The organism is Pantoea sp. B9002 (assembly GCF_013385945.1).
Lineage (GTDB): Bacteria > Pseudomonadota > Gammaproteobacteria > Enterobacterales > Enterobacteriaceae > Pantoea.
Map to the genome: position 1 here is coordinate 44,939 of NZ_JACAPA010000009.1, position 24,817 is coordinate 69,755.

Genomic DNA, 24,817 nt, shown 5'->3' on the forward strand with positions numbered 1-24,817 from the left:
AGATTGAATACTTAGCGTAAATTACCGCTCAGCCAGGGAATCAACTGCCCTGCGCTCGCATAGCCACGGAAAATGGCACTGTAACTGTCGAAGCGATTAGTCACTTCAGCAACACGGTTGTTGTAGTAATCAGACTCGGCTGACAGTACGTCAAGCAGCGTCCTCTTCCCCAGGTGATACCACTGATCAAAGAAGGCTAACCGGATACGATCGGATTCAACGGTTAAATTACGATACAAATCAGCGCGCTGTAACATTGAACGCGCATCCTGATCGGCGTTACGTATACGATAGTCAAGATCGCGCAATTGCTCTGCAATTTGTTCACGGCTAGCTTCTGCACGCTGCAGTGCTGCCTGCTCAGCGGCGGTGCCTGAACCACCGCGGAACAAGCCCCAGCTAACGTTAACACCGGTTTGCCACGCTTGCTGACGGCCAAATTGATCCTCGGCGGTATTTTTACTAACTACCCAGTTAACTTTAGGCAGATTCGACGATCTTACCGCTTTCGCTTCCGCCACTGCGGCTTCGGCCTGTGCCTGCGCCTGACGTACCACCGGATGGTGATTCACGGCGGAAAGCAGTCGCTCCACCGAGGTCTGCTGTAAATTCCACTGGGCGGTACGCGGTAACGCAATGTCGGTGTTACCGATCAGTTTATGCAGAGTGATTTCGGTTTCGCGCGTTTTCGCCAGGGCATTATCCAGAGAAGATTGTGCCTGTAACTCGCGTCCTTTCGCCTGAGTCAATTCACTGCGACGACCAGGGTCAGAACCGACAATGCCGCTCAGCATTTTAACCAACTCTTTCATGCGGGCGACGTATTGCTGGCTCAGCTCAATGATCAGGCGCTGTTTACTCAGTTCCACTAATGCCTGACTCACCTGCCAGGCTAAATCTTCGGCAGAAGCATTAACTGCAATACCGGCCGCCGCTGCGGTTTTTTGTCGGCTATCAATGGTATTGCTGATTTGACCAAAATCAAACAGCGTGGTCGCCATATTCAGGTTTACTGCTGGCGTGTTGCTTTGTTTGGTTTTTTCACCACCCCCGAATTGATAAGAACGCGAGCTGCTCCCAACATCGACCTGCGGCCAACGCTGCCCTTTCGCTTCTTTGACGTTAGCCTCAGCGGCCGATGCGTTAAATTGCGCGCTTCGTAACTGTGGGCTGGTTTTCAGTGCAATTTGCGCGGCGTGATAGAAGATTTCTCTGATCGCGCTCTCCCCCGGTCCCGCCACATGATGGCTGCGGTTCAATGCTTCAGCCGTCGGCAGCGCGTTAGTGCGCTTGAGCAGCACATCATCCTGTTTCGACGCGGCAACCGGTTCCTCCGGTACGGCTGTAAATGGATCAAATGTCACATTTTGCTGCTGTTGCAGTTCCTCTTGCGCACGTTGCTGTGCACGTGGCGTAACCGCAGGTCCCGGATTATTAGTTAAGGCGGGCGCTGGCGTAAGCACCGGTTTTGGCTGCGAGGTTTCCCATACCAGTAAAGGTTGACCTGATTGGATCGGTTTTACCGCTGACATAGGTTTTGGCGCAACGGCTTCGCGTGCGGGAATACTCGCGTTTATCGTTGTGCGGTCCACAGTTACCGGTGCTGACTTCAAATTTGCTGCCGCATGAGGTGCTAACACATCAGGAGCAGGTACGCGCGTTGGAATACTTGCAGTTATCGGCGCGCGGTTCAGGGTTACTGCCGCAGGCGCCGGTTAATGACAAATGGATCGCTGCTTTGTCCAGCAGAAGTGACAACAATCTCATTTGTACCTTCCTGCAAGTTAACCCACAGGCTCCAGTAGCCATTGCTTCTGACCATCGTGGTATGAAGCTGACCATTAATCATCAATTCCAGTAGGCTATTTGGCTCGGCTGTTCCACTCAGGCGCGGAGATTGAATATCGGTCATACCACCGCTAATAATCTCACCCATATCTCCATCATTGCCGAGAATATTGGTGATTTGTGGTTTTGCTGATTGCAGTGGATCGAAGGTTAGATAAAGTGGCTCGCTGGTTACGCCAGCAGAAGAGACCAGGATCATATTGAAACCTTTATTCAAGGTAACGTTGATGCTCCAGTGGCCATTCCAGCCGGCCTTGGCGTGCACGGTTTGGCCATTCACCATCACTTGCAGCATGGCGTTAGGCTCCGCCTGCCCGCTGATGCGTGGCGTGCGGTCATTCGTCGTACCACCGTTAAAAATTTCGCCAATATGCCCTTCATCAGCAAAAATGTGGGTGATTTCTGGTTTCGCTGGCGTAGGGGCTGCAACGTAATCGACAACAAACGGTTCGCTGCTTTGACCCGCTGATGAAACGATAATCTCGTTATGTCCTTCGCTCAGCGTAACGGTGAAACTCCAGTAACCGTTCCAACCTGCCCAGGTATGGTAAACCTGACCATTCACTGTCACTTCAAGGTTGGCATTCGGTTCTGCTTTACCACTTAAACGTGGTGTACGGTCATCCGTTACACTACCGTTAACGATTTCGCCAATCTGACCTTCGTCAGCGAAAGCCGCCGTAATTGTCGGTTTAGGCGCGGCAGGGGCAGCATATTCGATGATGAACGGTTCACTGCTTTTGTTACCTGAGACGGCAACAATTTCGTTGTACCCATCCTGCAACGTTATCCGGATATTCCAGTTGCCATTGTGGCCAATGTAGAGGCTGTATAGCTCACCATTGACGTAGAGCTGAAGCATGGAGTTGGGTTCGCCTTTTCCCTGCAATTGCGGGGTGCGGTCGTTGGTGTTGCCACCGTTTGAAATATCACCAACTTGATGTTCATCAGCAAACACGTAGGTGATTTCAGGTGTGGCGACTTCTGGCAGCGCAAAATTGATGACAAACGTTTCGCTGCTCTTGCCCATTGAGGTCGCGATAATTTCGTTATGCCCATCACTCAATCTGACCTGAAGATTCCAAAGACCATTGTTTCCGATAAGCGTTAAATACATTCGACCATTGACCGACACCTCCAGCAGGGTATTCGGCTCTCCACGTCCACTCAGTCGTGGAGTGCGATCGTCCGTAGAGCCGCCATTGGCGATATCACCCATCTGATTTTCATCGGCAAAGGCAGCAAAGATTTCCGGCTTCATGCTCTCGGGCACGGCATAATCGATAATATACGGTTCGGCGGATTGCCCGTTGATGGAAGCAATGATTTCGTTACGCCCTTCCTGCAGCGTGACCTCAACGCTCCAGCTTCCATTTCTCACCGTGTAAGCCGTGTAAACCTGACCATTCACCGTTACTTCAACGACAGAATTAGGCAGCGCGCGTCCATGGATGCGCGGTGTGCCGTCTTTAGTGCTGCCGCCATTGGCAATTTCACCGATCTGATGTTCATCGGCCCATACGGAGGTGATCTCAGGTTTCGGTAGTGATGCCGTTGAATAGTTAATAATGAAGGGATCAGTGCTTTGTCCGGCAGAGGAGACGATGATCTCATTATGGCCTGCCTGTAGGGTAACGGTCAGCGTCCAGTTGCCGTCGCTTGGGACCCAATGGGTGAAAATCTGCCCATTAACCATCACTTCCAGCCGCGTGTCAGGTTCAGCGGTACCCCGCAAAACTGGCGTACGGTCGTCAGTTTCTCCGCCGTTAAGAATGTCGCCGATTTGGCCCTGATTGGCGAAAACCTCGGTAATGACTGGCGCGCGAGGCAATTCAGGTTCAACAACCGCAACGGGTGTGTAAGTGATGTGATAAGGCAGGCTATCTTCACCGTTTACCTGAACGACAATGTTGTTTTCCCCTTCAAGCAGAAGCAGGTTGCTGCTCCATTCGCCATTTTCGTCGCTTTGTACTGTGGCATGCACCTGTCCATTAATCACAATCTGCACAAGACTGTTAGGTTCAGCGCTACCGCGTAATAGCGGATCACCGTCGGTGGTTTGGGTACCATCGCCGATCGAGACTAAAAAACCATGGTCATCATCTAAAGCAACTGCAATGGTCGGGCGCGTATCGATAGGTGGCTCAATCGTGGTCACGCGAAATGCATCGCTCAGCAGTCCATTTTCGCTAGGTTGTTTCACTTCAATTAGGTGGTCGCCAAAGTCACCGTTGATATTAATCATCACGTTCCAACTGCCATCGGCACGCGTGGTACCAATCTGAACTCGCACGCCGTCAACGAAGATCATCAACGCGGTTAACGGCTCTCCGATACCCGAGAGCGTTAATAAATTCCCCTAACTGGTAGAACCATCATTAATAATCGAACCCGTGGCATCAGTTACACGAGTAATTTCTGGCGGGGTACGCCCAGAGGTGCTGAGTGGAGTAAATTTAGTCGTCATGACAATATCCTTTTTAAGTTAAAAACTTACAACGGCCTTAAGGTCAACTTTGAGCCTTATCGACATTGTGTTTCGTTTTTTCACGTAAAGAAATACAAGATGCGTCGCGGACTAACTAACTGTAATAAACAGAAAAACAAGCACTTTCTGAATAAAAGGAAATGTCTTTCTTTGGTTTCACTGCAAGCTGGAGTGTGGTGAGAAAATTAATAAAAGCGATGAATAAACATGCCGAGGATAAACTCAAACTTTGAAATTACGAGCACTGACACAATTATAACTCTTCAGCCTTAAATATAAAAACCATTAAAAATATTCCATATGATAGTCAGTAACGTCTTGCTCACGAATCTTTACCTAAATGCAAGACCTCTCCCAATTTGCTCTATCCTTTGATTCCTTACACTAAGCAGGACACTTACTAACTAAACAGTGTTGTTGTACTTGAAACACCAGGGAAAACATATTTAATACGTTTATAAGGACTTAAATTTATGTCGACAATATTTCGGTCAAAACCTCAAATCACCTCAGTCATTGATAATTCCAACGATACAGACCAAACAATTCCTTTCCTCGGCCGTACCAGCGATACCACACCCACGTTAGAAGGCACCGCACCCGCCAATAGTATGGTTTTTATCTATTCTCATGGTCGCTTTATCGGTGTTGCGCAGTCCGATAATACCGGCAGCTGGTCATTTACCCCAACTCAGCCACTGAACTATGGTGGGCACTCTTTAAGTGTGATGTCTCAAGGCCAGATGAGCGACACCTTCCCAGTGGTGATTGAATCTCAGCCCGTTCAGCCTGTAAATCCGCTTCCTACTCCCGATCCTATTACACCACCAGCACCGAAAGCAGCAACCATCGGCAGCGTAAAAAATGTGCGCGGTGAACAAAACGATGTTCCTGCAGGCGGCACCACCGACGGTAATTTCGTCATCATCACAGGTACCGCGCCAGCACCGTACGCCACCGTTCAGGTGTTTTCTAACGGTCAGGAAATCGCCCGCGTGATCGCCGATAGCGAAGGAAACTGGCGTTATGAGCCGATTCTGCAAACCGGCAGCACCAACTTGCAGATCGTTTCTCGCGGTGAGTGGAGCGAAGTGATTAACATTGATGTCCAGCCGGTTACCGCGCCGGTTATGCCACCCGCTCCGGAACCTGAGCCAACTCCTGAACCAACTCCTGAACCAACGCCAGAACCAACTCCGGTTCCGGTATCAGCGATTACCGGTATCATCAATCAAAGCAGCGATAACAACGCTGTTCCTGAAGGTGGCACCACTAACGGTAATACCGTCCTGCTAAGCGGCACCGGTGATAAGCCGAATGCGTTGGTGCGCCTGCTGGTAAACGGCAATGAAGTCGCTTACATCCGTACTGACAGCGAAGGTAAGTGGAGCTATAAAGCCACACTTAGCAACGGAACACATCAACTGCAGATCGCGTCAGGGAGTGAGCGTAGCGACCCTTATATGATTACCGTTCAGCCCGAGGGTGCACCGGTTGCACCTGTTGAACCAGAACCGGCTCCAACCCCTGAGCCTATCCCTGAACCAACTCCAGAGCCGACTCCAGAGCCAACACCGGCACCGGTAGCGGCGATTACCGGTATCATCAATCAAAGCAGCGATAACGACGCCGTTCCTGAAGGTGGCACCACTAACGGTAATACCGTCCTGCTAAGCGGCACCGGTGATAAGCCGAATGCATTGGTGCGCCTGCTGGTAAACGGCAATGAGGTCGCTTACATCCGTACTGACAGCGAAGGTAAGTGGAGCTATAAAGCCACACTTAGCAACGGAACACATCAACTGCAAATCGCGTCGGGCGGTGAACGTAGTGAGCCTTATTTGATTACCGTTCAGCCCGAAGGCGTGCCGGTTGCACCTGTTGAACCAGAACCGGTTCCAACTCCTGAGCCAACGCCGGGACCGACACCAGAGCCAACACCAGAACCTGTCATTGCATTGCCACTGAATGTGTTTGACGCAGTCAATGCGGGTGACTTCCTGGAAAGCGGTGACATGACCGCGAACCGAAAGCTAATCCTCTCGGGAACATCGCAGCCTCATTCCGTCGTCGTGATTTATGCGAATGATGAAGTTGTAGGTGAAGCTGTCGCGAATGCCGCAGGCAACTGGTCGTATTCACCGGTATTAAATGATGGCGAAAACATTCTGCATATCACCAATGCCGATGGTTCACAGGCAAGTGAAGGCTTCGTTGTCAACGTGGATGGCGTGACCTCAACAGATCTGAGCATTGATCGTTTGTACAGTACGCAGGGAATGGTTAGCGATGGCGACACCACATCAGCAGACAGCTTCATTGTTAGCGGTACCGCTCTGCGCAATACCACTGTCGAGCTGTATCTGAATGGTTCGTTCTATGGTCGAGTGCAGACCGACTTCAACGGTCGCTGGGATATTAACGCCGGTTTCCCTAATGGCGAAAATACTCTAAGAATCAAAGTCGGCAATGAGTACAGCGAAAACTTCACTTTTACGAAACAGGCGTACGGTTCGATGTTCTCGTTAGAGGAAGGCAATGCAATGCTGCAAGATGAGACGACTCTGTCTAGCCTGTCGTTTAGTGATCTACTGATTGATGAAGGCGATATGTTGCTTGCACCAGACATGCCAGTAACGCTGGATATCACTCCGCTGACGTTAGATCTGGCCGCGATGTCCCAAGATAGCCTGTATGAGGCATTACCTACTGCTTATGCCATGGTGGCGATGCAGCCTTCAGATTCACTGGAAGAGCAGTATCTGCAAAGTCTCTAAGTTCATTAGCTAATAAACAAAGCGCATTGAGCCTTCGCCAATGCGCTTTGTTTTTTGGATTTAGAACTCTATGAAACCCGAATTTTATGGCGAATTATGGGAACAATTCCATGTGCTACGCTTTCCTTTAGATTCGTTTGCTGAAGGGACATTGAGATGCAAGATGAACAACGCGGTAAGGCAAAGATTTTGGTGCTCTATTATTCGATGTACGGACACATTGAAACCATGGCGCAAGCCGTGGCCGACGGTGCAAAGAGTGTGAGCGGCGCGGAAGTCACGATTTTACGCGTGCCGGAAAGCATGGATGCAGAGCGTTTCGCCCAGGTTGGCGGCAAAGTGAATCAGGCCGCGCCTGAAGCGAAACCGGAAGATTTGCCGCAGTACGATGCCATCATCGTTGGCACGCCGACGCGCTTCGGCAATATGGCGGGCCAGATGCGTAACTTCTGGGATCGCACCGGCGGCCTGTGGGCTTCGGGGGCGCTGTACGGCAAAATCGCCAGCGTCTTTGCCTCCACCGGCACCGGCGGCGGCCAGGAGCAAACCATCACTTCCGTCTGGACCACCCTCGCCCACCACGGCATGGTGATTGTTCCCATCGGTTATGGCACTAAAGAACTTTTCGACATCTCCCACGTCCGCGGCGGAACGCCTTACGGCGCCACCACGCTGGCGGGCGGAGATGGATCACGTCAACCTTCGGCGGAAGAACTGGATATTGCCCGTTATCAGGGCCAACACGTCGCCGGACTGGCGGTAAAGCTGCAGGGATAAAATCCACAACAGGAGACCTTCATGACAACAGAACAGTCTAAAGAGCATCACGTAGGCGAATGGGCATCACTGCGCCACACTTCACGCGAAATCGCTGAAGCCATTTTTGAGGTAGCCAACTACGACGAACGTTTAGCCGAGCAGATCTGGAGCCAGCAAGGCAGCGATGAAGTGCTGATTCGCGCCTTCAAAAAAACCGACCAGGATGTTCTGACCTGGGACGATAAAACGGTCGAGCGCAAAAACGTTTGAATTGCAGGCGGGCATTGTCCCGCCTTTGTTACCTTTACATCACCAAGGAGCCTTGTATGTCAGCCTATCAAAGTATCAATCCAGCCAATAACCAACTGTTAAAAGCGTGGAACGAGCACGATGATGCCTATGCACAGCAGGCGCTGAAAACCGCAGATGCGCTTTATCATTCCGCGTGGAGTAAAGGCGATATTCAGCCGCGTCTGCAGGTGCTGCACCGTTTAGCCGACTTGATTGACCAACGTGCCGAAGAGCTGGCGACCATCGCCAGTAAAGAGATGGGCAAACTGATTGGGCAAAGCCGCGGTGAAGTGAAAATCTGTTCGCAGATCGCCCGCTACTACGCTGAACATGCCGCGACATTTTTACAGCCACAACCCTACGCCAGCGATGTGGGCGATGCCTGGCTTGAGTACCATCCGATTGGCGTGATCGTCGCGGTTGAACCGTGGAACTTTCCTTACTATCAGCTGATGCGCGTGCTGGCGCCCAACCTGGCGCTCGGCAATCCGGTCCTGGCGAAACACGCCAATATCGTGCCGCACTGCGCCGATGTGTTTGAAAAGCTGGTAGAAGAAGCCGGTGCGCCAAAAGGCGCATGGACCAACTTGTTTATCTCCACCGATCAGGTCGCGGATCTGATTGCCGATCCGCGCGTGCAAGGCGTGGCGCTGACCGGTTCCGAACGCGCTGGTAGCGCCGTGGCGGAACAGGCCGGTAAACATCTGAAGAAATCGACGCTGGAGCTGGGCGGTAACGATGTGTTTGTGGTGCTGGACGATGCCGATATCGATGAAGCGGTTCGTCAGGGTGCGCAAGCTCGCCTCAGCAACTGCGGCCAGGTGTGCACCGCCGCCAAGCGCTTTATTCTGCATGAGAAAATTGCCGATACGTTTATGGCCAAATTCAGCGCGGCTCTGCAATCTGCCACGCCGGGCGATCCGCTCGATGAGAAAACCACGCTCGGCCCGCTCTCTTCAAAAGATGCGCGCGATCGTTTAGTGAAGCAGGTTGATGAAGCGGTAAAAAATGGCGCGCGCGTGGAGTTTGGTGGACGCGCCATTGATGGCGTCGGCTGCTATTACCAGCCAACGGTGCTCACCGGTCTGACGCCAGACAATCCGGCTTACTATCAGGAGTTCTTTGGCCCGGTGGCGCAGGTGTATGTGGTGGCGGACGATCGTGCCGCTGTGGCGCTGGCGAATGATTCAAATTACGGCCTGGGCGGTTCGGTCTGGACCAAAGACATTGCGCGCGGCCGTAAGATGGCGTCGCAGATTGAAACCGGCATGGTGTTTATCAATTCGCAGAGCGATACCTCAGCAGAGCTGCCGTTTGGTGGCGTAAAACGTTCCGGTTACGGACGTGAGCTGTCGGATTTGGGTATCAAAGAGTTCGCCAACCAGAAATTGGTGGTCGTCGCCGGTTAAGTTCACAGGCATAAAAAAACCCCGCCGCGGCGGGGTTTTCTTTTAGCAGCAAACTCAGTTATTGGTCGCTGGTTTGGCCGGCTCTTCTGGCTTGGCTGGCGTTGCATCGGCTTGTGCTTTCTGCGCCGCTGCCGCATCGGCCTTGGCTTTGTCATCCGCTGCTTTTTGGGCAGTGGCTTTCTCCGCTTTGGCTTTCTCGTCTGCCGCTTTCTGCGCGGCCGCCTTATCCGCCTTCACTTTCTCTTCCGCCGCTTTCGCGTCTGCAGCCTTCTGTGCTGCGGCTTTATCCGCTGCTGCTTTGTCTGCCGCTGCTTTATCCGCAGCAGCCTGATCGGCTTTCTGCTTAGCGTCATCTGCAGCTGGTGCTGCGGCCGCTGGTGCTGGCTGTTCTGCCGCAGCCGGTGCAGCTGCAGGCTGCAGTGGCGTACCTTGCAGAGCGCCATTCAATGCGCCGGTGAATTGATCCCAGCTGCAATAGCCGTTGGCATCCGTTTCACAGCCCGCCAGTTGCAGCGTGACGCGCTTCGGCGGATTTTTCAGGCTCAGCACATCGGCATCGCGCAGCTGATCGGCCGTTTGATAGACGTACTCAATTTTCAGCAGATCTTTGTTGTTCTTCACATCGTGCCAGCGTTCGAATACCACCTGACCGCCAATCGGCGTTTTCTCATCGTTGCCCGGCAGTTCATAAGGCTTAACCTGAAGCGCGCTGAGTAAGGAGGCGATGTTGGAATCATGACCAACCATCAGCGTCACTTTTGGCGCGTTGGCCTTGTCCTGATCGACTAACTGGCTGCGGATGTAATCCACCAGCGGTGCCGCCACTTCGCGCGCCACTTCAGGAGAGGCGAACAGCGCATCCTGATAACCGTTTTTGATCGACGCCAGCTCTTTCCACTGCTCCGGCGTTTTGATCTGGCCCCAGGCAACCTGATCGGCCGGGAAACCTTCGTAATATTGCAGCGTGAACGCATCCACCAGCGAGTTGCCGATTTTCAGCGGGCCGCTTACGTTCGGCTCTTTACCGTTATCCGCGCTGAAGGTGTTGTCGCCACTGCTCAAATCACACTGCTTTTTGCCGTTACAAGCCGGGGCAGATTTGTAATCGACGATTTTTTCCAGGTGCTGGAAGGCAGGCTTCAGTGCCAGCTTTTCATTGGCGGCGGTCATAGCAGCCAACGCTTTCTTGTTGAATTCATCGCTGCCGTCGGTGACGACCGGATTGAAGATAGGATCCATGCTGCCCATCGCATCCTGATGCGTTACCGCGATATCACAGCCTGGGAAGGCGCCAGTGATAAAGTACTGCGCGGTAGCAACAGTGCGCTGCAGGCTGTTGGCGTAGACAAAGATGTTGCTGCTGTCCGGGCAAGTACCGTTCTGGACTAAGCCCTGCTGTGCCAGCCACTGACGGGTGTAATTCCCCATGTAGACTTCCAGCACGCCACCTTTGGTGGTGAGCTCACCACCCGCGACATCCCACTGCGGCCAGCTCTTCTTGGTGGATTGTTCCAGTACGCTGCCGTTATTGGCGAGCGGCGCACGCAGATTGTGACGGCTTAACATCAGCACCTGCTGGAGTTGCATATCTCCATCCGCAGCATAGGCGGACATGCCCATCGGGAGCGCAGCGATGACTGACAACGCGCAAAGACTCAGTTTCTTGATCATTGTGCCTATTCCATAATTCATCAGTGAAACACTCTGGCTTTCAAACGATTAGCCCGCCAAAGAGCGAATTACCGCACAGTGTAACTCAGCTTGCATCGGAAAATCGCCAGATGTTTGCAAAAAACCGTGCATGGAATATAGCAGTAAACGCGCGTGGCGTTGGGGAACGGCAGCAGATTGAAAAGCAACGCGATGTTTTTCGGAATCTGTGAACGCAGAAAAGCAAAAAGCCCGCATTTCTGCGGGCTTCTTTAATATGGCGGAGGAACAGAGATTCGAACTCTGGGATGGTTTCCCATCGACGGTTTTCAAGACCGTTGCCTTAAGCCACTCGGCCATCCCTCCGGGGATTTTTTTGTTGCGTCACTCTGCAAGAGTGAATGGCGGAGGAGGAGAGATTCGAACTCTCGGATGGTTTCCCATCGACGGTTTTCAAGACCGTTGCCTTAAGCCACTCGGCCACCCCTCCGCAATGAGGCGCACTATAAACATCCCCCATAACGATGTAAAGCCTGCAATGATTCGTTCGGCTGAAAAACAGCCAAATTCTATTTTTTCGGCGTCAATTTCGCCATTCTGCTCAGTGAAACAGCAATTTATCGCGTAAAGATGGGTAAAACGCCTTTTCTGTCTTTCAAGCGCTGCGTATCCTCGTGCCATATTTGGTGTTTCTCTCTTTAAGGAGCGCGTGATGGAAAGAATTTTTAGCTCGTCGCAGCAATCGTTAGTCAGCACCCACAAGGTGCTGCGCAATACTTATCTGTTACTTGGCTTTACGCTGGCCTTCTCGGCGGTCACCGCCACACTCAGCACCGTGTTTGCGTTGCCTTCACCGGGCCTGATTCTGATGCTGGTGGGCTTTTATGGTTTGATGTTCCTGACGCATAAACTGGCTAACAGTCCGGCAGGGATTCTGGCGGCCTTCGCTTTCACCGGCTTCCTCGGTTATTGCCTTGGCCCAATCCTGAGTTCGTTCCTCACTGCGGGCATGGGTGATGTGATCGCCATGGCGCTGGGCGGCACCGCGCTGGTGTTCTTCGGTTGCTCGGCCTATGTATTGACCACGCGCCGCGATATGTCATTCCTGAGTGGCATGATGATGGCCGGCTTTGTGGTGCTGCTGGTAGCGGTGGTGGCTAACATCTTCCTGCAACTGCCTGCGCTGCATCTGGCGATTAGCGCCCTGTTCATTCTGTTCTCTGCCGGTGCCATTCTGTGGGAAACCAGCAACATCATTCACGGCGGCGAAACCAACTACATTCGCGCCACCGTGAGCCTGTATGTTTCGCTGTATAACATCTTTGTTAGCCTGTTGAGCCTGCTGGGCTTCGCTAACCGCGATTAAGCTGCTGCAATAGTGATTAAACCCCGCTTCGGCGGGGTTTTTGCTTTTTACGGCCGGGCGAATTTACAATGTGTTGATTAACGCGATGAGGAATGACTGTGAATTTTGCTGGTAAAGAGATTGCCACCGATGCGGAAGGCTATCTGAAAAATAGCGCGGACTGGAGCGAGCCGCTGGCCGCCGCCATCGCAGAGCAAGAAGCGATCGTGATGAGTGACGCGCACTGGGAAGTGGTGCACTTTGTGCGCAACTTTTATCAGGAATTTAATACGTCGCCGGCGGTGCGCATGCTGGTGAAAGCCATGGCCCAAAAGTATGGCGAGGAGAAAGGCAATAGCCGCTATCTGTTCCGTCTGTTCCCGGAAGGCCCGGCGAAGCAAGCGACCAAGATTGCCGGATTGCCAAAACCGGCGAAATGCTTGTAATCAGCCGGTAGTGAATCGGGTCGGCATTTGCGTGGGCTGATGCGGTTCGACCAGCACTTTATCCACCCGCGCGCTACGCGGCCCACCCGCTTTTAACCAGCTGATCAATGCATCGACCTGTTGCGCTTCACCGGACGCCAGCACTTCAACGCTGCCGTCCGCCAGATTGTGCGCATAACCGTTAAGATTCAACTCTCTGGCCTGCGCTTGCGTGTGGTAGCGAAACCCCACGCCCTGCACGATGCCATGCACCCAAATTTTGCAGCATGTGGTTGCCATTGCGTTCTCCCATCACCTTGCGTTGCAATTTGCCGCCATCCGCCGGAAAATGGCGCCTCATTTTTTCAGGTAAGCATAGCAAACTATGACCGTTCGATTGATTCTCGCAAAGGGACGTGAAAAATCCCTGCTCCGCCGCCATCCGTGGGTGTTCTCTGGTGCCGTTGCACGTATGGAAGGTAAAGCCCAGTCTGGTGAAACCATTGATGTCTGTGACAGCAATGGCAAATGGCTGGCTCGCGCCGCGTATTCTCCGCAATCACAAATTCGCGCACGCGTCTGGAGCTGGCAACAGGATGAGTCAATCGACATCACCTTCTTCGTGCGCCGTTTTGAGCAAGCGCAGCTGTGGCGTGACTGGCTGGCAAAACGTGATGGGCTGGACAGCTATCGCCTGATTGCCGGCGAGTCCGATGGCATGCCGGGCGTGACCATCGATCGCTTCGGCAACTTCCTGGTGATGCAGCTGTTGTCTGCCGGTGCCGAGTATCAGCGTCCGGCCATCGTCTCAGCCCTGCAGCAGTGCTTCCCAGATTGCGCTATTTACGATCGCTCAGACGTGTCGGTGCGTAAAAAAGAGGGACTGGAGCTGGCGCAAGGCCCGGTTTCGGGTGAGCTGCCGCCACCGTTGCTGCCGATTACTGAACACGGCATGAAGCTGCTGGTGGATATTCAGGGCGGTCATAAAACCGGTTATTACCTTGATCAGCGTGACAGCCGTTTTGCCACGCGTGGCTACTCAGATAATGCACGCGTGCTGAACTGCTTCTCTTACACCGGTGGTTTTGCGGTTTCTGCCTTGATGGGCGGCTGCCGTGAAGTGATCAGCGTTGATACTTCGCAGGACGCACTCGACGTGGCGAAACAGAACGTTGAACTCAATGGTCTGGATGTGTCGCGCGCCCAGTTCGTGCGTGATGATGTGTTCAAACTGCTGCGTCGTTATCGCGACAGCGGCGAAAAGTTCGACCTGATCGTCATGGATCCGCCGAAATTCGTTGAGAACAAGAACCAGTTGATGGGCGCGTGTCGCGGCTATAAAGATATCAATATGCTTGCCATTCAGCTGTTGAATCCGGGCGGCGTGTTGCTGACCTTCTCCTGTTCTGGCCTGATGCCGACCGATTTGTTCCAGAAAATCATCGCTGATGCCGCCGTGGATGCCGGTCGTGATGTACAATTTATAGAGCAGTTCCGTCAGGCAGCCGACCATCCAGTGATCGCCAGCTATCCTGAAGGGCTTTATCTGAAAGGTTTTGCCTGCCGCGTGCTGTGACTTGAAAACGCTGTCCCTGCCTCCATATTGGATACAGGGCAGTCTTTTGGGAGGTCACAATGATTACGACTAAATTTGGAATTGGACAGCAGGTCCGACATCGTCTCTCCGGGGTGCTCGGCGTTATCGTGGATGTCGATCCGGAGTTTTCGCTTGATGAGCCAGAAGTTGATGATGTCGCTGCCAGCGAAACGCTGCGCGCCGCGCCCTGGTATCATGTGGTGATGGAAGATGAAGAAGGCGATCAGGTGCATACCTATGTCGCTGAAGTTCAGCTGGCGGGGGAAACCTCCTTCGAACATCCCGAACAACCTTCAATGGATGAGCTGGCCGCGTCAATCCGGCAACAGCTGCAGGCACCCAGCCTGAGACATTAATCAAACGGCGACTCAGGTCGCCGTTTCTGTTTTAGTGCGTAATACCCAGCCGCGGAATTTCTATCTTAGGACAACGATCCATTATCACGGTCATACCCGCATCTTGCGCCAGCACCGCTGCCTGCTCATTAATCACGCCCAGCTGTAACCACAACGTATCCGCACCAATGGCGATCGCTTCCTGCGCTACGCCCCACGCCGCTTCGGCATTGCGAAACACATCCACCATATCCACTTTTCCGGGTACATCCGCCAGCGTGGCATAGGCGGTTTGGCCGAGAAGTTGCTGTCCCGCCAGTTTAGGACTCACCGGAATCACCTCGTATCCCTGATCGAGCAAGTATTTCATCACGCCATAGCTCGGGCGATCGGGACGATCGCTGGCGCCCACTAACGCGATACGTTTGGTTTTAGTCAGCACATCGCGAATCGTTTGATCATTCATCTTTTTTCTCCTGGTTCATTCGCTTAAGTGTAGATGGCATTGCGCAGTAGGCTGCAACTGCCGGGCACCAGAACTTTGCGCAGCAGCACGAATAAATATGTAAAAATGTAAATTTACTGCCATAATGTAATACTTTGCTACACATAATCGATTTACCCCCTTCTGCCGGGAGTTGAAATGAAGCTGTCTTTAACTGCTACGGGTTTACTGCTGTTGCTCGTATCAGCCTCATGCCAGGCCATCACTCTCAAGCTCGATCCCGAGATCGAACTGCTGGTGCTGGACGGGCGTAAAATCTCTGGCTCACTGCTGAAAGGCGCTGGCAGCCTTGAGTTGGATCGTGGGCAGCATCAGTTTCTGTTTCGTGTGGAAAAACCGGGCGCTGACGCCGCGCACTTTCAATCGGTGCCGATGATTGTCACTTTTAGCGCCAATGCTCATTCGGTGGCGATTCGCTTGCCCGCGCTCACTAATCGTCGCGAACGTACCACCTTTGACAAAACCCTCAACTTTCAACTGATTGATGAGCGCGGCATCGAAATCACCAGTCTGCGCGACCATTTGCCAAAGCCAGGTGATAACGATTTCGAAAAGGCGATGGTGAATTATAATCGTGATGCCCACGCCGCTTCGGTTCCACGTTTTGCCTTACATTCGCTGAGCGCCAGCGAGGCGCAGTTGAATCTGGATTATGCCTGGCAGGGCGTTAGCGATCTCCCCTCTTTGCAAGGCTGGTTCAAGCGTTTTGATGCCGCCACACGTCTGCGTTTTATTAGCTGGATGAAAACCTTACGCACAAGTTGATAGTGATGAAACGCCAGGGGTAAACTCCTGCATTAACACATAATGCATGAGAAGAAACAGGAAGCCCTATGGAGCAGACCGTTCGTACCCTTCAGGTTCAGAAACATATCGCCCTCGTTGCACACGACCACTGTAAAGCCTCGCTGCTGGAGTGGGTGCAAATCAACCAAAGCACGCTGCAACAACATGTGCTGTACGCTACCGGCACCACCGGCAATCTCATTAATCGTCATACCGGATTGGATGTTAACGCCATGCTGAGCGGCCCGATGGGCGGCGATCAGCAAGTGGGCGCGTTGATTTCGGAAGGCAAAATTGATGTGCTGATTTTCTTCTGGGATCCGCTGAATGCGGTGCCACACGATCCGGATGTTAAAGCGCTGCTGCGCCTCGCCACGGTGTGGAATATCCCGGTGGCTAATAACCGCACCACCGCAGATTTTATTATCCAGTCACCGAAGTTTGCCCAGCAGATTGAGATTCAGATTCCAGACTATCAGCGTTATCTCGCCGATCGCCTGAAACCTTAATCATCAGGCCTTACGGCTTTGCGGCACACCCAATTCGCGCAGGTGTTCGACAAATACCGAAGGCCGATCTTTATCGAACATCAGCCACACCTGCTGGCGCGCACGCGTCATCGCCACATACGCCAGCCGTCGCTCCTCCGCATCCGGGAAATCTTCCGGCTGCGGCAGCAAACCCTCTTCCATTATGGATTCCCGCGCTTCTGCCGGGAAACCGTCGCGTCCCTGATGCAGCCCCAACACAATCACGAAATCCGCCTGTTGCCCTTTGCTGGCATGAATCGTCATGAAATCCAGCTTTAACTTTGGCCAGCGCGTTTTGGCTTTATCTAGGATTGCTGGCCGCAAATGGTGGTAACGCGCCAGCAGCAGCACGCGCTCATCGGGTTTGGCATAACCGCTTAGTTTATCGAACAACGCTTCCAGTTGATCCTGCGGCAGCAAAGTCACCGATTTTTTATTGCCTTTACTCAAGCTGTTCAAGGGCTTGCGCAGCTGATGCGGGTTTTGCTGCACAAAGCGATTGGCAATCTCACCGATGCGATCGTTAAAACGATAGGTGGTATCCAGCACGCAGCGATCGCCATCGCCGAAATAGTGATGGAAAGCGGTGGTCAAACTCATTTCGGCACCGCTGAAGCGATAGATTGCCTGCCAGTCATCGCCCACCGCGTACAGGCTGGTTCGCTTGTTTTGCTGACGCAGCGCCGTCAGCAGTGCGGCTCGCTGCGGTGAGATGTCCTGAAATTCATCGACCAGAATATGCTTCCACGGGCTGATAAAGCGCCCTTTCTCCAGAATGGCAATCGCCTGATGAATCAGCCCGGAGAAATCGACCGCGCCCTCCTCTTTCAGCGCGCTTTTCCATGCTTTCAACAGTGGTGCCATCAGTTTGACGCGCTTGCTGAAATTATCGCGCTGCGCTTCTGCAACATCTGCGATCATTGCCGCCTGCGCGCCGCCGTGCATGCGCATCAAACCCAGCCAGCGCTCCATGCGCGATGCAATACGCTGCGCCAGTTTGTCATCCTGCCAAAACGGACCTTCGGGAATCTCCCACGCCAGCTCATCCTGCAACCATTGACGCCAGCCGCTGGCCTGCGCTTTCTTGCTGTTGCACTGCTCACGCCAGGTCTCAATCAGCAACTGCCGCCGCGCCTTGCTATCGCTTTCCAGTTTGCTGATCACCGGCTGTTTGTTACTGCCTTCGCGGATGATATGCAGCGCCAGCGCATGGAAGGTACGCGCCTGAATCGCGCTCTCACCAAGGCGCGTTTGAATGCGGTCATTCATCTCTTCTGCCGCCTGACGACCAAACGCCAGCAGCAGAATTTGATCCGGCTGCGCCAGCTTGCGTTTCAGCAACCAACCCGCGCGCGCCACCAGCACCGAGGTTTTGCCGCTACCCGCACCCGCCAGCACCAGCAGCGCATCTTCGCCATTCACTACGGCTTCGCATTGCGATGGATTGAGCGGCGTGGTTTCAACCGTGGAAAAGAATTCGTGATAATCGCTGAGGATCTTGCTGGTCCATTGGCGATTACGTTGGCGGATGGCCGCTTCGCCCTGCTCCAGCCATTGCTGGCAGAATTCCCAGCGCTCACGACAGTTGTCAAACTCGGCAATACGCGCGAGAGGTAACGGCAAGGCAGAAAACTGGCGTGTAATGCTCTCTTTTACCGCACTCAGCTCACTGCGTTTCAACCAGCGATCCTGCTGGGTGAAGGCGAGGATTTCCTGCTCCAGCGCGACCAGCACCTCGGCGCTCACCTCGCTCATCTCCTGGCTCCACTGCTGCCAGGCGTGCTGCAAATAGTGGAAAAAGCGCTGCGTTTCCTGCCATTCGGTGCCATGCAGGCGCACCACTTTCTCGTCTGGCAGCAGAAACTCCAGTTCGCCCCATACCATGCCGCGTTTACAGGCAATGTTGAGCAACTGGTTAAACGGGATCAGATATTCATGGCGATCGCCACTGACTTCCACGCCGGCGGCCAGCAAGCGCACCCGATTATAGGGATGCTGTGCCAGACGTTTACCCATTGATGTTGCTTTCAGTTCCATGTCCGCACCGTCATGTGGAATTCGATATCGCGCAGTTTACCTGTCAGACTCTTGGCGCTCCAGCCTTAAAAAGAGCTAAACTTGGCGCCACATATTGCGGATTGCAAAAGGAAAAACACGTTTATGCGTACCGTACTTAACATTCTTAATTTCATTCTCGGCGGATTTTTCACCACCCTCAGCTGGCTGTTTGCCACGCTGATGAGCATCGTGCTGATTTTTACGCTGCCGTTAACGCGCTCCTGCTGGGAAATCACCAAACTGTCTCTGCTGCCCTTTGGCAACGAAGCGGTGCATGTCGATGTGCTGCGCCCCGACAGTAAAAGCCATGTGATGAACACCGGCGGCACCTTCCTCAACATCTTCTGGCTGATACTGTTCGGCTGGTGGCTGTGTCTGGCGCATATCTCGGCCGGTATTGTGCAGTGTCTGACCATCATCGGCATTCCTGTTGGCATCGCCAACTTCAAAATTGCCGCGATTGCGCTGTGGCCAGTCGGCCGTCGCGTGGTCTCCGTTGAAGAAGCGCAGGCCGCGCGTGAAGCCAATGCGCGTCGCCGCTACTGAGGCCGTTCAATGATTCATGACGCCTTGCCAGGCTGGCGACGCTATCTATTTAACAGCAGCCTGCGCTATTTGCTGCGCATCTTCTTTGCTTTGACCGGATGCGCGGCGGTGCCGTGGTGGCTGCACCAAATCGAGTGGACCATTCCGCTGACGCTTGGCGTGGTCGCTGCGGCGCTGGCGGATCTCGACGATCGCTGGATTGGGCGCGTACGCAACCTGTTGATCACGCTGGTGTGTTTCTGTATCGCGTCGGTGTCGGTTGAACTGTTGTTCCCCCATCCGTGGGGATTCGGTTTGGGCCTGGCGCTTTCCAGCTGGGGCTTTATTTTGCTCGGTGCGCTGGGACAGCGTTATGCCACCATCGCCTTCGGTGCACTGCTGATTGCGGTTTACACCATGCTGGGCATCGGCTTGTTCCCGCAGTGGTGGATGCAGCCAGCGCTGCTGTTGATCGGCGCCCTTTGGTACAACTTGCTGACCTTTATCGGTCATTTGATGTTCCCGGTGCGCCCGGTACAGGAACAGCTGGCAGGCAGTTTTTCTCAGCTGGCGCGCTATCTTGAAGCCAAAGCAAACCTGTTTGATCCCGATGGCGGCGATCAGGATGACGCCACGCTGGTTGCCACGGCGATGGTCAACAGCCAGTTGGTGGCCCAGCTAAATCTCACTAAAAGCACCATTCAAAGTCGTTTGCGTGGCGACCGCGGTTCACGCAGCACGCGTCGCAGCCTGCACTACTATTTTGTCGCGCAGGATATTCATGAGCGCGCCAGTTCCTCGCATCTGCAATATCATTTGCTGCGTGATAACTGGCGTTACAACGAAGTGTTGTTCCGTTTCCAGCGCCTGATGAACATGCAAGCGCGCGCGTGTCGGCAACTGGCGGAAACCATTTTGCTGCGTCAGCCGTGGCATCACGACAGCCATTTTGAACGCACCTTCGAACGGCTGGAAACCGCGCTGCAACGCCTTCAGCAGAATGAGCCGCAGGATCCGCACATTCACGCACTGTTTTGGCTGCTGCGTAATCTGCGTGCCATTGATGCGCAGTTGGCGTCGATTGAGTCAGAGCAGATGCTGGCCGAACCGTCCCCGCATAGCGATCACCATCTGTCACGGGAAGGGCTCAGCGGCTGGGCGGATATCCGCTTGCGCCTGAGTCGCCATCTCAGCCCACAATCGGCCCTCTTTCGCCATGCGATGCGTATGTCGCTGGTGTTGTGTGTTGGCTACGCCTTCATTCAAATCACCGGCGTCGACCGCGGTTACTGGATCTTGCTGACCAGCCTGTTCGTCTGCCAGCCCAACTACAACGCCACCCGACGCCGCCTCGCCTTGCGTATTGGCGGCACCTTAGCCGGCATCGCCATCGGTTTGCCGGTGTTGTGGTTGGTGCCCTCGATTGAAGGTCAGCTGGTGCTGATTGTACTGAGCGGCGTACTGTTCTTCGCTTTCCGCCAGATTCAGTATGCGCAAGCCACGTTGTTTATCACCTTGCTGGTTCTGCTGTGCTTCAATTTGCTCGGCGAAGGCTTTGAAGTGGCGCTGCCGCGCGTGGTGGATACCTTGCTTGGCTGCGGCCTGGCGTGGCTGGCCGTGGCCTTTGTCTGGCCCGACTGGCGTTTTCGCAAAATCACCGCCGTTGCCGATCGCACGCTGGATGCCAACTGCCGCTATCTGGATGCGATTATGGAGCAATACCACCAAGGCAAGGACAATCGTCTAGCTTATCGCGTGGCACGTCGCGATGCGCATAACGCCGATGCTGAGCTGGCGTCGGTGGTGTCAAACATCAGTGGTGAACTCAAGCTACAACAACCGCTGCGTGAGAATGCGTTTCGACTACTGTGCCTGAACCACTCTTTCCTCAGCTATATCTCGGCGCTGGGAGCGCACCGCGAACAGCTGGCGGATAGCACCTTGCTGACCTTGCTGGATGACGCAGTCTGCTTCATAGAAGATGTGCTGCAGATCGAACGGGTTACGGATGCGCAAGCCACAGAGATGCAGCAGGCGCTAATGCAGCGCATGAGCGAGATGAAAAACAGCCCGGATACACGCGCACCATTAGTGATTCAGCAATTAGGATTGTTGGTCGCGCTGCTGCCCGAAATTGCCCGTCTACGCCGCACCCTCGTCAACGATTAAGGCTGCTGATGCTCCGCCGCCGCATGCTGGCGGAGCATTTTTAGATACCAGGTGTAAAGCTCTTGCCTGATGGCGCTGGGTAACGCCGCTTCATGATGTCCTGTTATTGCACCTTCCAGCGCCAACAGCGTTTTTAACCCAATGTGCTTATTCACCGCGCGCAGTTTCAGCCAACTTTGGCGCGATCCTGTTTCACACAGCAGCCGCACAGAACTGATCCCCACCTTATGCAGCATCAGCTCCAATCGCAGGCTTAAATTAGGCAGATCTTTCAAACGCAGCGAGACAAGTCTGGTAGCCGCTTCGTCCTGAGCGGCGCGCAGTGAGCTGGCTGATAACTGCAATAATTGATCAGGGTTTTGCCATAACTGTGTATCTACTTTGAAGTAGCTTAAGGTCACCGACACACCACGCTTGCGGTAAATCAGCGGTTCCAGTGAACGCTGTGCGTTATAGACGTGAAGCGCCTCGCTGGCTCGGAGATAAAGCGCATCTTCATTGATATAAGCAAAAATCACCTTCTCAATAGTCAGCGCATACCCCCCAAATTGCGTGCGTGATTCAATTTTACCTAATGCCGCCAACTGCGCTTTCGATTGCTCAACTACCGGGTTATATCTCTTCATAACGCCCCCTCCAATGGATTCCATGCGCGGGAAATTTCCTATAAAAGCTCGCAGATTCATCTGGTTAGAAGATAAAAAAAACGATTTAGCTGTTCAATGAATAAAAGCAGGAGTGCGGGATCTTGTGCAGAAATTGCGAGGCGTTTTCAGAAATTGAGGTTGATCTTTATCCAGGAAGCTATTACTGTACATTCATACAGTTCATTACTGAGTGATTAAATTATGCGTACTCATTTCTCTGGCCCTGCTGATCGTTCACATCGTTTCGCTTCACCTGGCTTAGCGCAACCTTCGCTGGGTGGAATCACTGAACTGCGCTCCAGCGAACAACCTGAAATGATGCAACTTATGCTGCTGCCGGTACTAAAACAGCTGAGCGAGCAATCGCGCTGGCAGCTGTGGCTCACTCCGGCTCATAAGCTCAATCGTAGCTGGATGCAGCAGTCGGGATTACCGTTAGAAAAGAGTATGCATATCACCGAATCTGAGCGTTTTAACACCGTTGAAAGTATGGTGAAGGCATTACGTACAGGTAATTACAGCGTCGTTCTTGCCTGGATTCCGTACGAATTGAGCGATGAAGAGCGTTTAGAATTAGAACAAGCAGCGGCGGAAGGTGAAGCGCTCGGTCTGATTTTGCGTCCGCAGGGACGTCAATATGCCCATTCCAGACAACCTAATGCGACAAAAATTCCCTCAGATTTGTTTCATTAAGTAAATCCAGGAATTTTCTCAGCATTTTTTTTGCAAAAGTTGCATCTAAGCTACTGATTCTTTTCCCGCCAGCTATGACAATGGCTTAGACGCTTTTTTGTTTTCTAATACCGAAGATTTAGCCATATGATTTGTTAAAATGTGTGTATAAATCGCTGTTTTTTTGCTGCCTGGCGTCACATCATACTTGTAAGTTTCCAATCTCGTTGTAGACTTTAGCTCGCCAGGGTGCTCAATAACCTCCGTTTTTTCGGTAGAGTCAAAAGCGAGCGTTTAGACCCGGCGAAGGATTAACACAAAGAGCAACCTTTTTGCTCATTGCCTATTTGGATGATAACGAGGCGCAAAAATGAAAAAGACAGCTATCGCAATTGCAGTGGCACTGGCTGGCTTCGCTACCGTAGCGCAGGCCGCACCTAAAGATAACACCTGGTACACCGGTGCTAAACTGGGCTGGTCTCAGTATCACGATACTGGTTACTACGGTAACGGTTATGAGAACAACAACGGTCCAACTCACGAATCTCAGCTCGGTGCTGGTGCTTTCCTGGGTTATCAGGCTAATCCGTACCTGGGCTTCGAGCTGGGCTACGACTGGTTGGGCCGTATGCCTAACAAAGGCGACAACATCAATGGCGCGTTCAAAGCACAAGGCGTTCAGCTGGCTGCTAAACTGAGCTACCCAATTACCGAAGACTTCGATGTCTACACCCGTCTGGGTGGTATGGTATGGCGTGCTGATTCAACTCAGAACAACAACGGCGTTCGCATCAGCGATCACGACACCGGCGTTTCTCCGCTGGCTGCTGTTGGTGTTGAATACGCACTGACCAAAAACTGGGCAACTCGCCTGGACTACCAGTGGGTTAACAACATCGGTGACGCAGGTACCGTTGGTGCTCGTCCAGACAACAGCATGCTGAGCGTCGGCGTTTCTTACCGTTTCGGTCAGGATGAAGATGCAGCGCCAGTAGTAGCTCCGGCTCCAGCTCCAGCGCCAGTTGTTGAAACCAAGCGTTTCACTCTGAAATCTGACGTTTTGTTCACCTTCAACAAGGCAACTCTGAAGCCAGAAGGTCAGCAGGCTCTGGATCAGCTGTACAGCCAGCTGAGCTCAATGGATCCGAAAGACGGTTCTGTTGTAGTACTGGGCTTCACCGATCGCATCGGTTCAGAGCAGTACAACCAGAAACTGTCTGAGAAACGCGCTCAGTCTGTAGTTGATTACCTGGTATCTAAAGGTATCCCTTCTAACAAGATCTCTGCACGCGGTATGGGCAAATCTAACCCAGTTACTGGCAACACCTGTGACAGCGTGAAAGGCCGTAATGCCCTGATCGACTGCCTGGCGCCAGACCGTCGCGTTGAAATCGACGTGAAAGGTATCAAAGACGTTGTAACTCAGCCACAGGCTTAAGTTATCACGCAGTAAAAAACCCCGCTAAGGCGGGGTTTTTTTATGGCTGAATGTAATGAGAACGAAAAGAATTCTACTCTTTTTCCGAGCCACCATTTCCGAGGATCGCCTGCAGATCTTGCTTCAGCGTAGACATCTGGCTGGCGTACTTCTCTTTGCGTTCGGCATCTTCAATCAACTGGACAATGGTTTCTGACAGCGTATTACTGCGACGCTGCGCCAATCCCGCCAGACGCTGCCACACCAGATATTCCAGATCGATCGATTTCTTACGCGTGTGTTGATGCTCAGCATTAAAGTGACGCTTACGACGCGCACGTATCGTCTGCTTGAGACGATTCTCCAAATCAGGATGAATGTGCTGGGCGATCCACTCGTTAACCTCAACCGGGCTGTTTTCCATCGACAACAACGTATTGACCGCAGCTTGCGCCGCACTAAGCTCAAGATGACGGGTGATCAGTTCACCCTCCCGATGCTTTTTCACCAGGTATTTCCACTTCCATCCACTTTCAAGATTTTCGAGTTGCTGGTATTTCATCGGAATCTCATCGTGATCACGT

General features: G+C 53.0%; 22 protein-coding genes and 2 tRNA genes. 14 read left to right on the plus strand and 10 right to left on the minus strand.

The window, feature by feature from the left end; all coding sequences use genetic code 11:
• Positions 1–11 precede the first annotated feature (11 nt).
• A complete protein-coding gene (locus HX773_RS06080; protein WP_176970831.1) occupies positions 12–1,532 on the minus strand; it encodes a TolC family protein in 1,521 nt (506 codons plus the stop codon).
• A 164-nt stretch (positions 1,533–1,696) separates the two neighbouring features.
• Positions 1,697–4,093, minus strand: coding sequence for an Ig-like domain-containing protein (locus HX773_RS06085; protein ID WP_176970832.1), 2,397 nt, complete (start codon positions 4,091–4,093; stop codon positions 1,697–1,699).
• 716 nt (positions 4,094–4,809) lie between these two features.
• Here HX773_RS06085 and HX773_RS06090 point away from each other — a divergent pair.
• From HX773_RS06090 to HX773_RS06105, 4 genes are all read left to right on the plus strand, one after another.
• Entirely contained in the window at positions 4,810–7,113 is a 2,304-nt protein-coding gene (locus HX773_RS06090) for an Ig-like domain-containing protein (RefSeq protein WP_176970833.1), read from the plus strand.
• 156 nt (positions 7,114–7,269) lie between these two features.
• Entirely contained in the window at positions 7,270–7,890 is a 621-nt protein-coding gene (wrbA, locus tag HX773_RS06095; protein WP_176970834.1) for an NAD(P)H:quinone oxidoreductase, read from the plus strand.
• 21 nt (positions 7,891–7,911) lie between these two features.
• Positions 7,912–8,142 carry a YccJ family protein gene (locus tag HX773_RS06100; protein WP_007887329.1) on the plus strand — a complete coding sequence of 77 codons (231 nt, stop codon included), beginning with the start codon at positions 7,912–7,914 and terminating at the stop codon, positions 8,140–8,142.
• Positions 8,143–8,198: 56 nt separating this feature from the next.
• The gene (locus HX773_RS06105; protein ID WP_176970835.1) at positions 8,199–9,572 is read left to right on the plus strand and encodes an NAD-dependent succinate-semialdehyde dehydrogenase; all 1,374 of its coding nucleotides are present in this window, start codon (positions 8,199–8,201) and stop codon (positions 9,570–9,572) included.
• A 54-nt stretch (positions 9,573–9,626) separates the two neighbouring features.
• Here HX773_RS06105 and agp read toward each other — a convergent pair whose 3' ends face one another.
• The 3 genes from agp to HX773_RS06120 form a co-directional block, all read right to left on the minus strand.
• Positions 9,627–11,243: a bifunctional glucose-1-phosphatase/inositol phosphatase gene (gene agp / locus HX773_RS06110; RefSeq protein WP_176970836.1), complete on the minus strand. Its 1,617-nt coding sequence runs from the start codon at positions 11,241–11,243 to the stop codon at positions 9,627–9,629.
• 257 nt (positions 11,244–11,500) lie between these two features.
• Positions 11,501–11,588, minus strand: a tRNA-Ser gene (locus tag HX773_RS06115).
• Positions 11,589–11,624: 36 nt separating this feature from the next.
• Positions 11,625–11,712: transfer RNA gene (locus HX773_RS06120), tRNA-Ser, on the minus strand.
• Positions 11,713–11,934: 222 nt separating this feature from the next.
• Here HX773_RS06120 and yccA point away from each other — a divergent pair.
• Both yccA and tusE read left to right on the plus strand, forming a co-directional pair.
• Entirely contained in the window at positions 11,935–12,588 is a 654-nt protein-coding gene (yccA, locus tag HX773_RS06125; protein WP_007887332.1) for an FtsH protease modulator YccA, read from the plus strand.
• A gap of 98 nt (positions 12,589–12,686) precedes the next feature.
• Complete coding sequence (gene tusE / locus HX773_RS06130) at positions 12,687–13,013, plus strand: sulfurtransferase TusE (RefSeq protein WP_101761038.1); 327 nt, start codon at positions 12,687–12,689, stop codon at positions 13,011–13,013.
• Here tusE and yccX read toward each other — a convergent pair whose 3' ends face one another.
• Entirely contained in the window at positions 13,014–13,292 is a 279-nt protein-coding gene (yccX, locus tag HX773_RS06135; protein ID WP_176970837.1) for an acylphosphatase, read from the minus strand.
• Positions 13,293–13,377: 85 nt separating this feature from the next.
• On the opposite strand from yccX, the gene rlmI reads away from it, so the two are divergent.
• Together rlmI and hspQ are read left to right on the plus strand one after the other, a co-directional pair.
• Positions 13,378–14,568 carry a 23S rRNA (cytosine(1962)-C(5))-methyltransferase RlmI gene (gene rlmI, locus HX773_RS06140; RefSeq protein WP_176970838.1) on the plus strand — a complete coding sequence of 397 codons (1,191 nt, stop codon included), beginning with the start codon at positions 13,378–13,380 and terminating at the stop codon, positions 14,566–14,568.
• A gap of 59 nt (positions 14,569–14,627) precedes the next feature.
• Positions 14,628–14,945, plus strand: a complete 318-nt coding sequence (gene hspQ / locus HX773_RS06145; RefSeq protein ID WP_008101422.1) for a heat shock protein HspQ — start codon at positions 14,628–14,630, stop codon at positions 14,943–14,945.
• A gap of 31 nt (positions 14,946–14,976) precedes the next feature.
• On the opposite strand, the gene HX773_RS06150 is transcribed toward hspQ, so the two are convergent.
• Positions 14,977–15,390, minus strand: a complete 414-nt coding sequence (locus HX773_RS06150) for a CoA-binding protein (RefSeq protein ID WP_007887349.1) — start codon at positions 15,388–15,390, stop codon at positions 14,977–14,979.
• Positions 15,391–15,567: 177 nt separating this feature from the next.
• On the opposite strand from HX773_RS06150, the gene HX773_RS06155 reads away from it, so the two are divergent.
• Together HX773_RS06155 and HX773_RS06160 are read left to right on the plus strand one after the other, a co-directional pair.
• Positions 15,568–16,194 carry a DUF2057 family protein gene (locus HX773_RS06155; RefSeq protein ID WP_176970839.1) on the plus strand — a complete coding sequence of 209 codons (627 nt, stop codon included), beginning with the start codon at positions 15,568–15,570 and terminating at the stop codon, positions 16,192–16,194.
• A 68-nt stretch (positions 16,195–16,262) separates the two neighbouring features.
• Positions 16,263–16,724, plus strand: coding sequence for a methylglyoxal synthase (locus tag HX773_RS06160; RefSeq protein ID WP_176970840.1), 462 nt, complete (start codon positions 16,263–16,265; stop codon positions 16,722–16,724).
• A 3-nt stretch (positions 16,725–16,727) separates the two neighbouring features.
• On the opposite strand, the gene helD is transcribed toward HX773_RS06160, so the two are convergent.
• On the minus strand, positions 16,728–18,782 hold the full coding sequence (helD, locus tag HX773_RS06165; RefSeq protein WP_176970841.1) for a DNA helicase IV: 2,055 nt from the start codon (positions 18,780–18,782) through the stop codon (positions 16,728–16,730).
• Positions 18,783–18,905: 123 nt separating this feature from the next.
• Between helD and HX773_RS06170 the strand changes: the two genes are divergently transcribed.
• Positions 18,906–19,349 carry a YccF domain-containing protein gene (locus HX773_RS06170; RefSeq protein ID WP_137385518.1) on the plus strand — a complete coding sequence of 148 codons (444 nt, stop codon included), beginning with the start codon at positions 18,906–18,908 and terminating at the stop codon, positions 19,347–19,349.
• A gap of 9 nt (positions 19,350–19,358) precedes the next feature.
• Entirely contained in the window at positions 19,359–21,497 is a 2,139-nt protein-coding gene (gene yccS, locus HX773_RS06175; protein ID WP_176970842.1) for a YccS family putative transporter, read from the plus strand.
• On the opposite strand, the gene HX773_RS06180 is transcribed toward yccS, so the two are convergent.
• Positions 21,494–22,123 carry a TfoX/Sxy family DNA transformation protein gene (locus HX773_RS06180; protein WP_176970843.1) on the minus strand — a complete coding sequence of 210 codons (630 nt, stop codon included), beginning with the start codon at positions 22,121–22,123 and terminating at the stop codon, positions 21,494–21,496. The two genes, yccS and HX773_RS06180, sit on opposite strands and share 4 nt — an antisense overlap.
• Before the next feature lie 222 nt (positions 22,124–22,345).
• Between HX773_RS06180 and sulA the strand changes: the two genes are divergently transcribed.
• Positions 22,346–22,837 carry an SOS-induced cell division inhibitor SulA gene (gene sulA / locus HX773_RS06185; protein WP_176970844.1) on the plus strand — a complete coding sequence of 164 codons (492 nt, stop codon included), beginning with the start codon at positions 22,346–22,348 and terminating at the stop codon, positions 22,835–22,837.
• Positions 22,838–23,186: 349 nt separating this feature from the next.
• On the plus strand, positions 23,187–24,254 hold the full coding sequence (gene ompA, locus HX773_RS06190; RefSeq protein WP_176970845.1) for a porin OmpA: 1,068 nt from the start codon (positions 23,187–23,189) through the stop codon (positions 24,252–24,254).
• A gap of 73 nt (positions 24,255–24,327) precedes the next feature.
• Here the strand turns inward: ompA and matP are convergent, their stop codons facing one another.
• Positions 24,328–24,795 carry a macrodomain Ter protein MatP gene (gene matP / locus HX773_RS06195; RefSeq protein ID WP_176970846.1) on the minus strand — a complete coding sequence of 156 codons (468 nt, stop codon included), beginning with the start codon at positions 24,793–24,795 and terminating at the stop codon, positions 24,328–24,330.
• Positions 24,796–24,817: the final 22 nt, after the last annotated feature.

What these genes read in the sequence shown, in the direction of transcription:
- HX773_RS06150 (WP_007887349.1), bottom strand. Translation starts at nt 15,390, where the DNA reads ATGAATGATCAAACGATTCGCGATGTGCTGACTAAAACCAAACGTATC.
- helD (WP_176970841.1), bottom strand. Translation starts at nt 18,782, where the DNA reads ATGGAACTGAAAGCAACATCAATGGGTAAACGTCTGGCACAGCATCCC.
- HX773_RS06155 (WP_176970839.1), top strand. Translation starts at nt 15,568, where the DNA reads ATGAAGCTGTCTTTAACTGCTACGGGTTTACTGCTGTTGCTCGTATCA.
- matP (WP_176970846.1), bottom strand. Translation starts at nt 24,795, where the DNA reads ATGAAATACCAGCAACTCGAAAATCTTGAAAGTGGATGGAAGTGGAAA.
- HX773_RS06105 (WP_176970835.1), top strand. Translation starts at nt 8,199, where the DNA reads ATGTCAGCCTATCAAAGTATCAATCCAGCCAATAACCAACTGTTAAAA.
- hspQ (WP_008101422.1), top strand. Translation starts at nt 14,628, where the DNA reads ATGATTACGACTAAATTTGGAATTGGACAGCAGGTCCGACATCGTCTC.
- HX773_RS06170 (WP_137385518.1), top strand. Translation starts at nt 18,906, where the DNA reads ATGCGTACCGTACTTAACATTCTTAATTTCATTCTCGGCGGATTTTTC.
- sulA (WP_176970844.1), top strand. Translation starts at nt 22,346, where the DNA reads ATGCGTACTCATTTCTCTGGCCCTGCTGATCGTTCACATCGTTTCGCT.
- HX773_RS06100 (WP_007887329.1), top strand. Translation starts at nt 7,912, where the DNA reads ATGACAACAGAACAGTCTAAAGAGCATCACGTAGGCGAATGGGCATCA.
- rlmI (WP_176970838.1), top strand. Translation starts at nt 13,378, where the DNA reads ATGACCGTTCGATTGATTCTCGCAAAGGGACGTGAAAAATCCCTGCTC.
- agp (WP_176970836.1), bottom strand. Translation starts at nt 11,243, where the DNA reads ATGATCAAGAAACTGAGTCTTTGCGCGTTGTCAGTCATCGCTGCGCTC.
- ompA (WP_176970845.1), top strand. Translation starts at nt 23,187, where the DNA reads ATGAAAAAGACAGCTATCGCAATTGCAGTGGCACTGGCTGGCTTCGCT.
- yccS (WP_176970842.1), top strand. Translation starts at nt 19,359, where the DNA reads ATGATTCATGACGCCTTGCCAGGCTGGCGACGCTATCTATTTAACAGC.
- yccX (WP_176970837.1), bottom strand. Translation starts at nt 13,292, where the DNA reads ATGGCAACCACATGCTGCAAAATTTGGGTGCATGGCATCGTGCAGGGC.
- HX773_RS06080 (WP_176970831.1), bottom strand. Translation starts at nt 1,532, where the DNA reads ATGTCAGCGGTAAAACCGATCCAATCAGGTCAACCTTTACTGGTATGG.
- yccA (WP_007887332.1), top strand. Translation starts at nt 11,935, where the DNA reads ATGGAAAGAATTTTTAGCTCGTCGCAGCAATCGTTAGTCAGCACCCAC.
- HX773_RS06090 (WP_176970833.1), top strand. Translation starts at nt 4,810, where the DNA reads ATGTCGACAATATTTCGGTCAAAACCTCAAATCACCTCAGTCATTGAT.
- HX773_RS06160 (WP_176970840.1), top strand. Translation starts at nt 16,263, where the DNA reads ATGGAGCAGACCGTTCGTACCCTTCAGGTTCAGAAACATATCGCCCTC.
- HX773_RS06085 (WP_176970832.1), bottom strand. Translation starts at nt 4,093, where the DNA reads ATGATTAATATCAACGGTGACTTTGGCGACCACCTAATTGAAGTGAAA.
- HX773_RS06180 (WP_176970843.1), bottom strand. Translation starts at nt 22,123, where the DNA reads ATGAAGAGATATAACCCGGTAGTTGAGCAATCGAAAGCGCAGTTGGCG.
- wrbA (WP_176970834.1), top strand. Translation starts at nt 7,270, where the DNA reads ATGCAAGATGAACAACGCGGTAAGGCAAAGATTTTGGTGCTCTATTAT.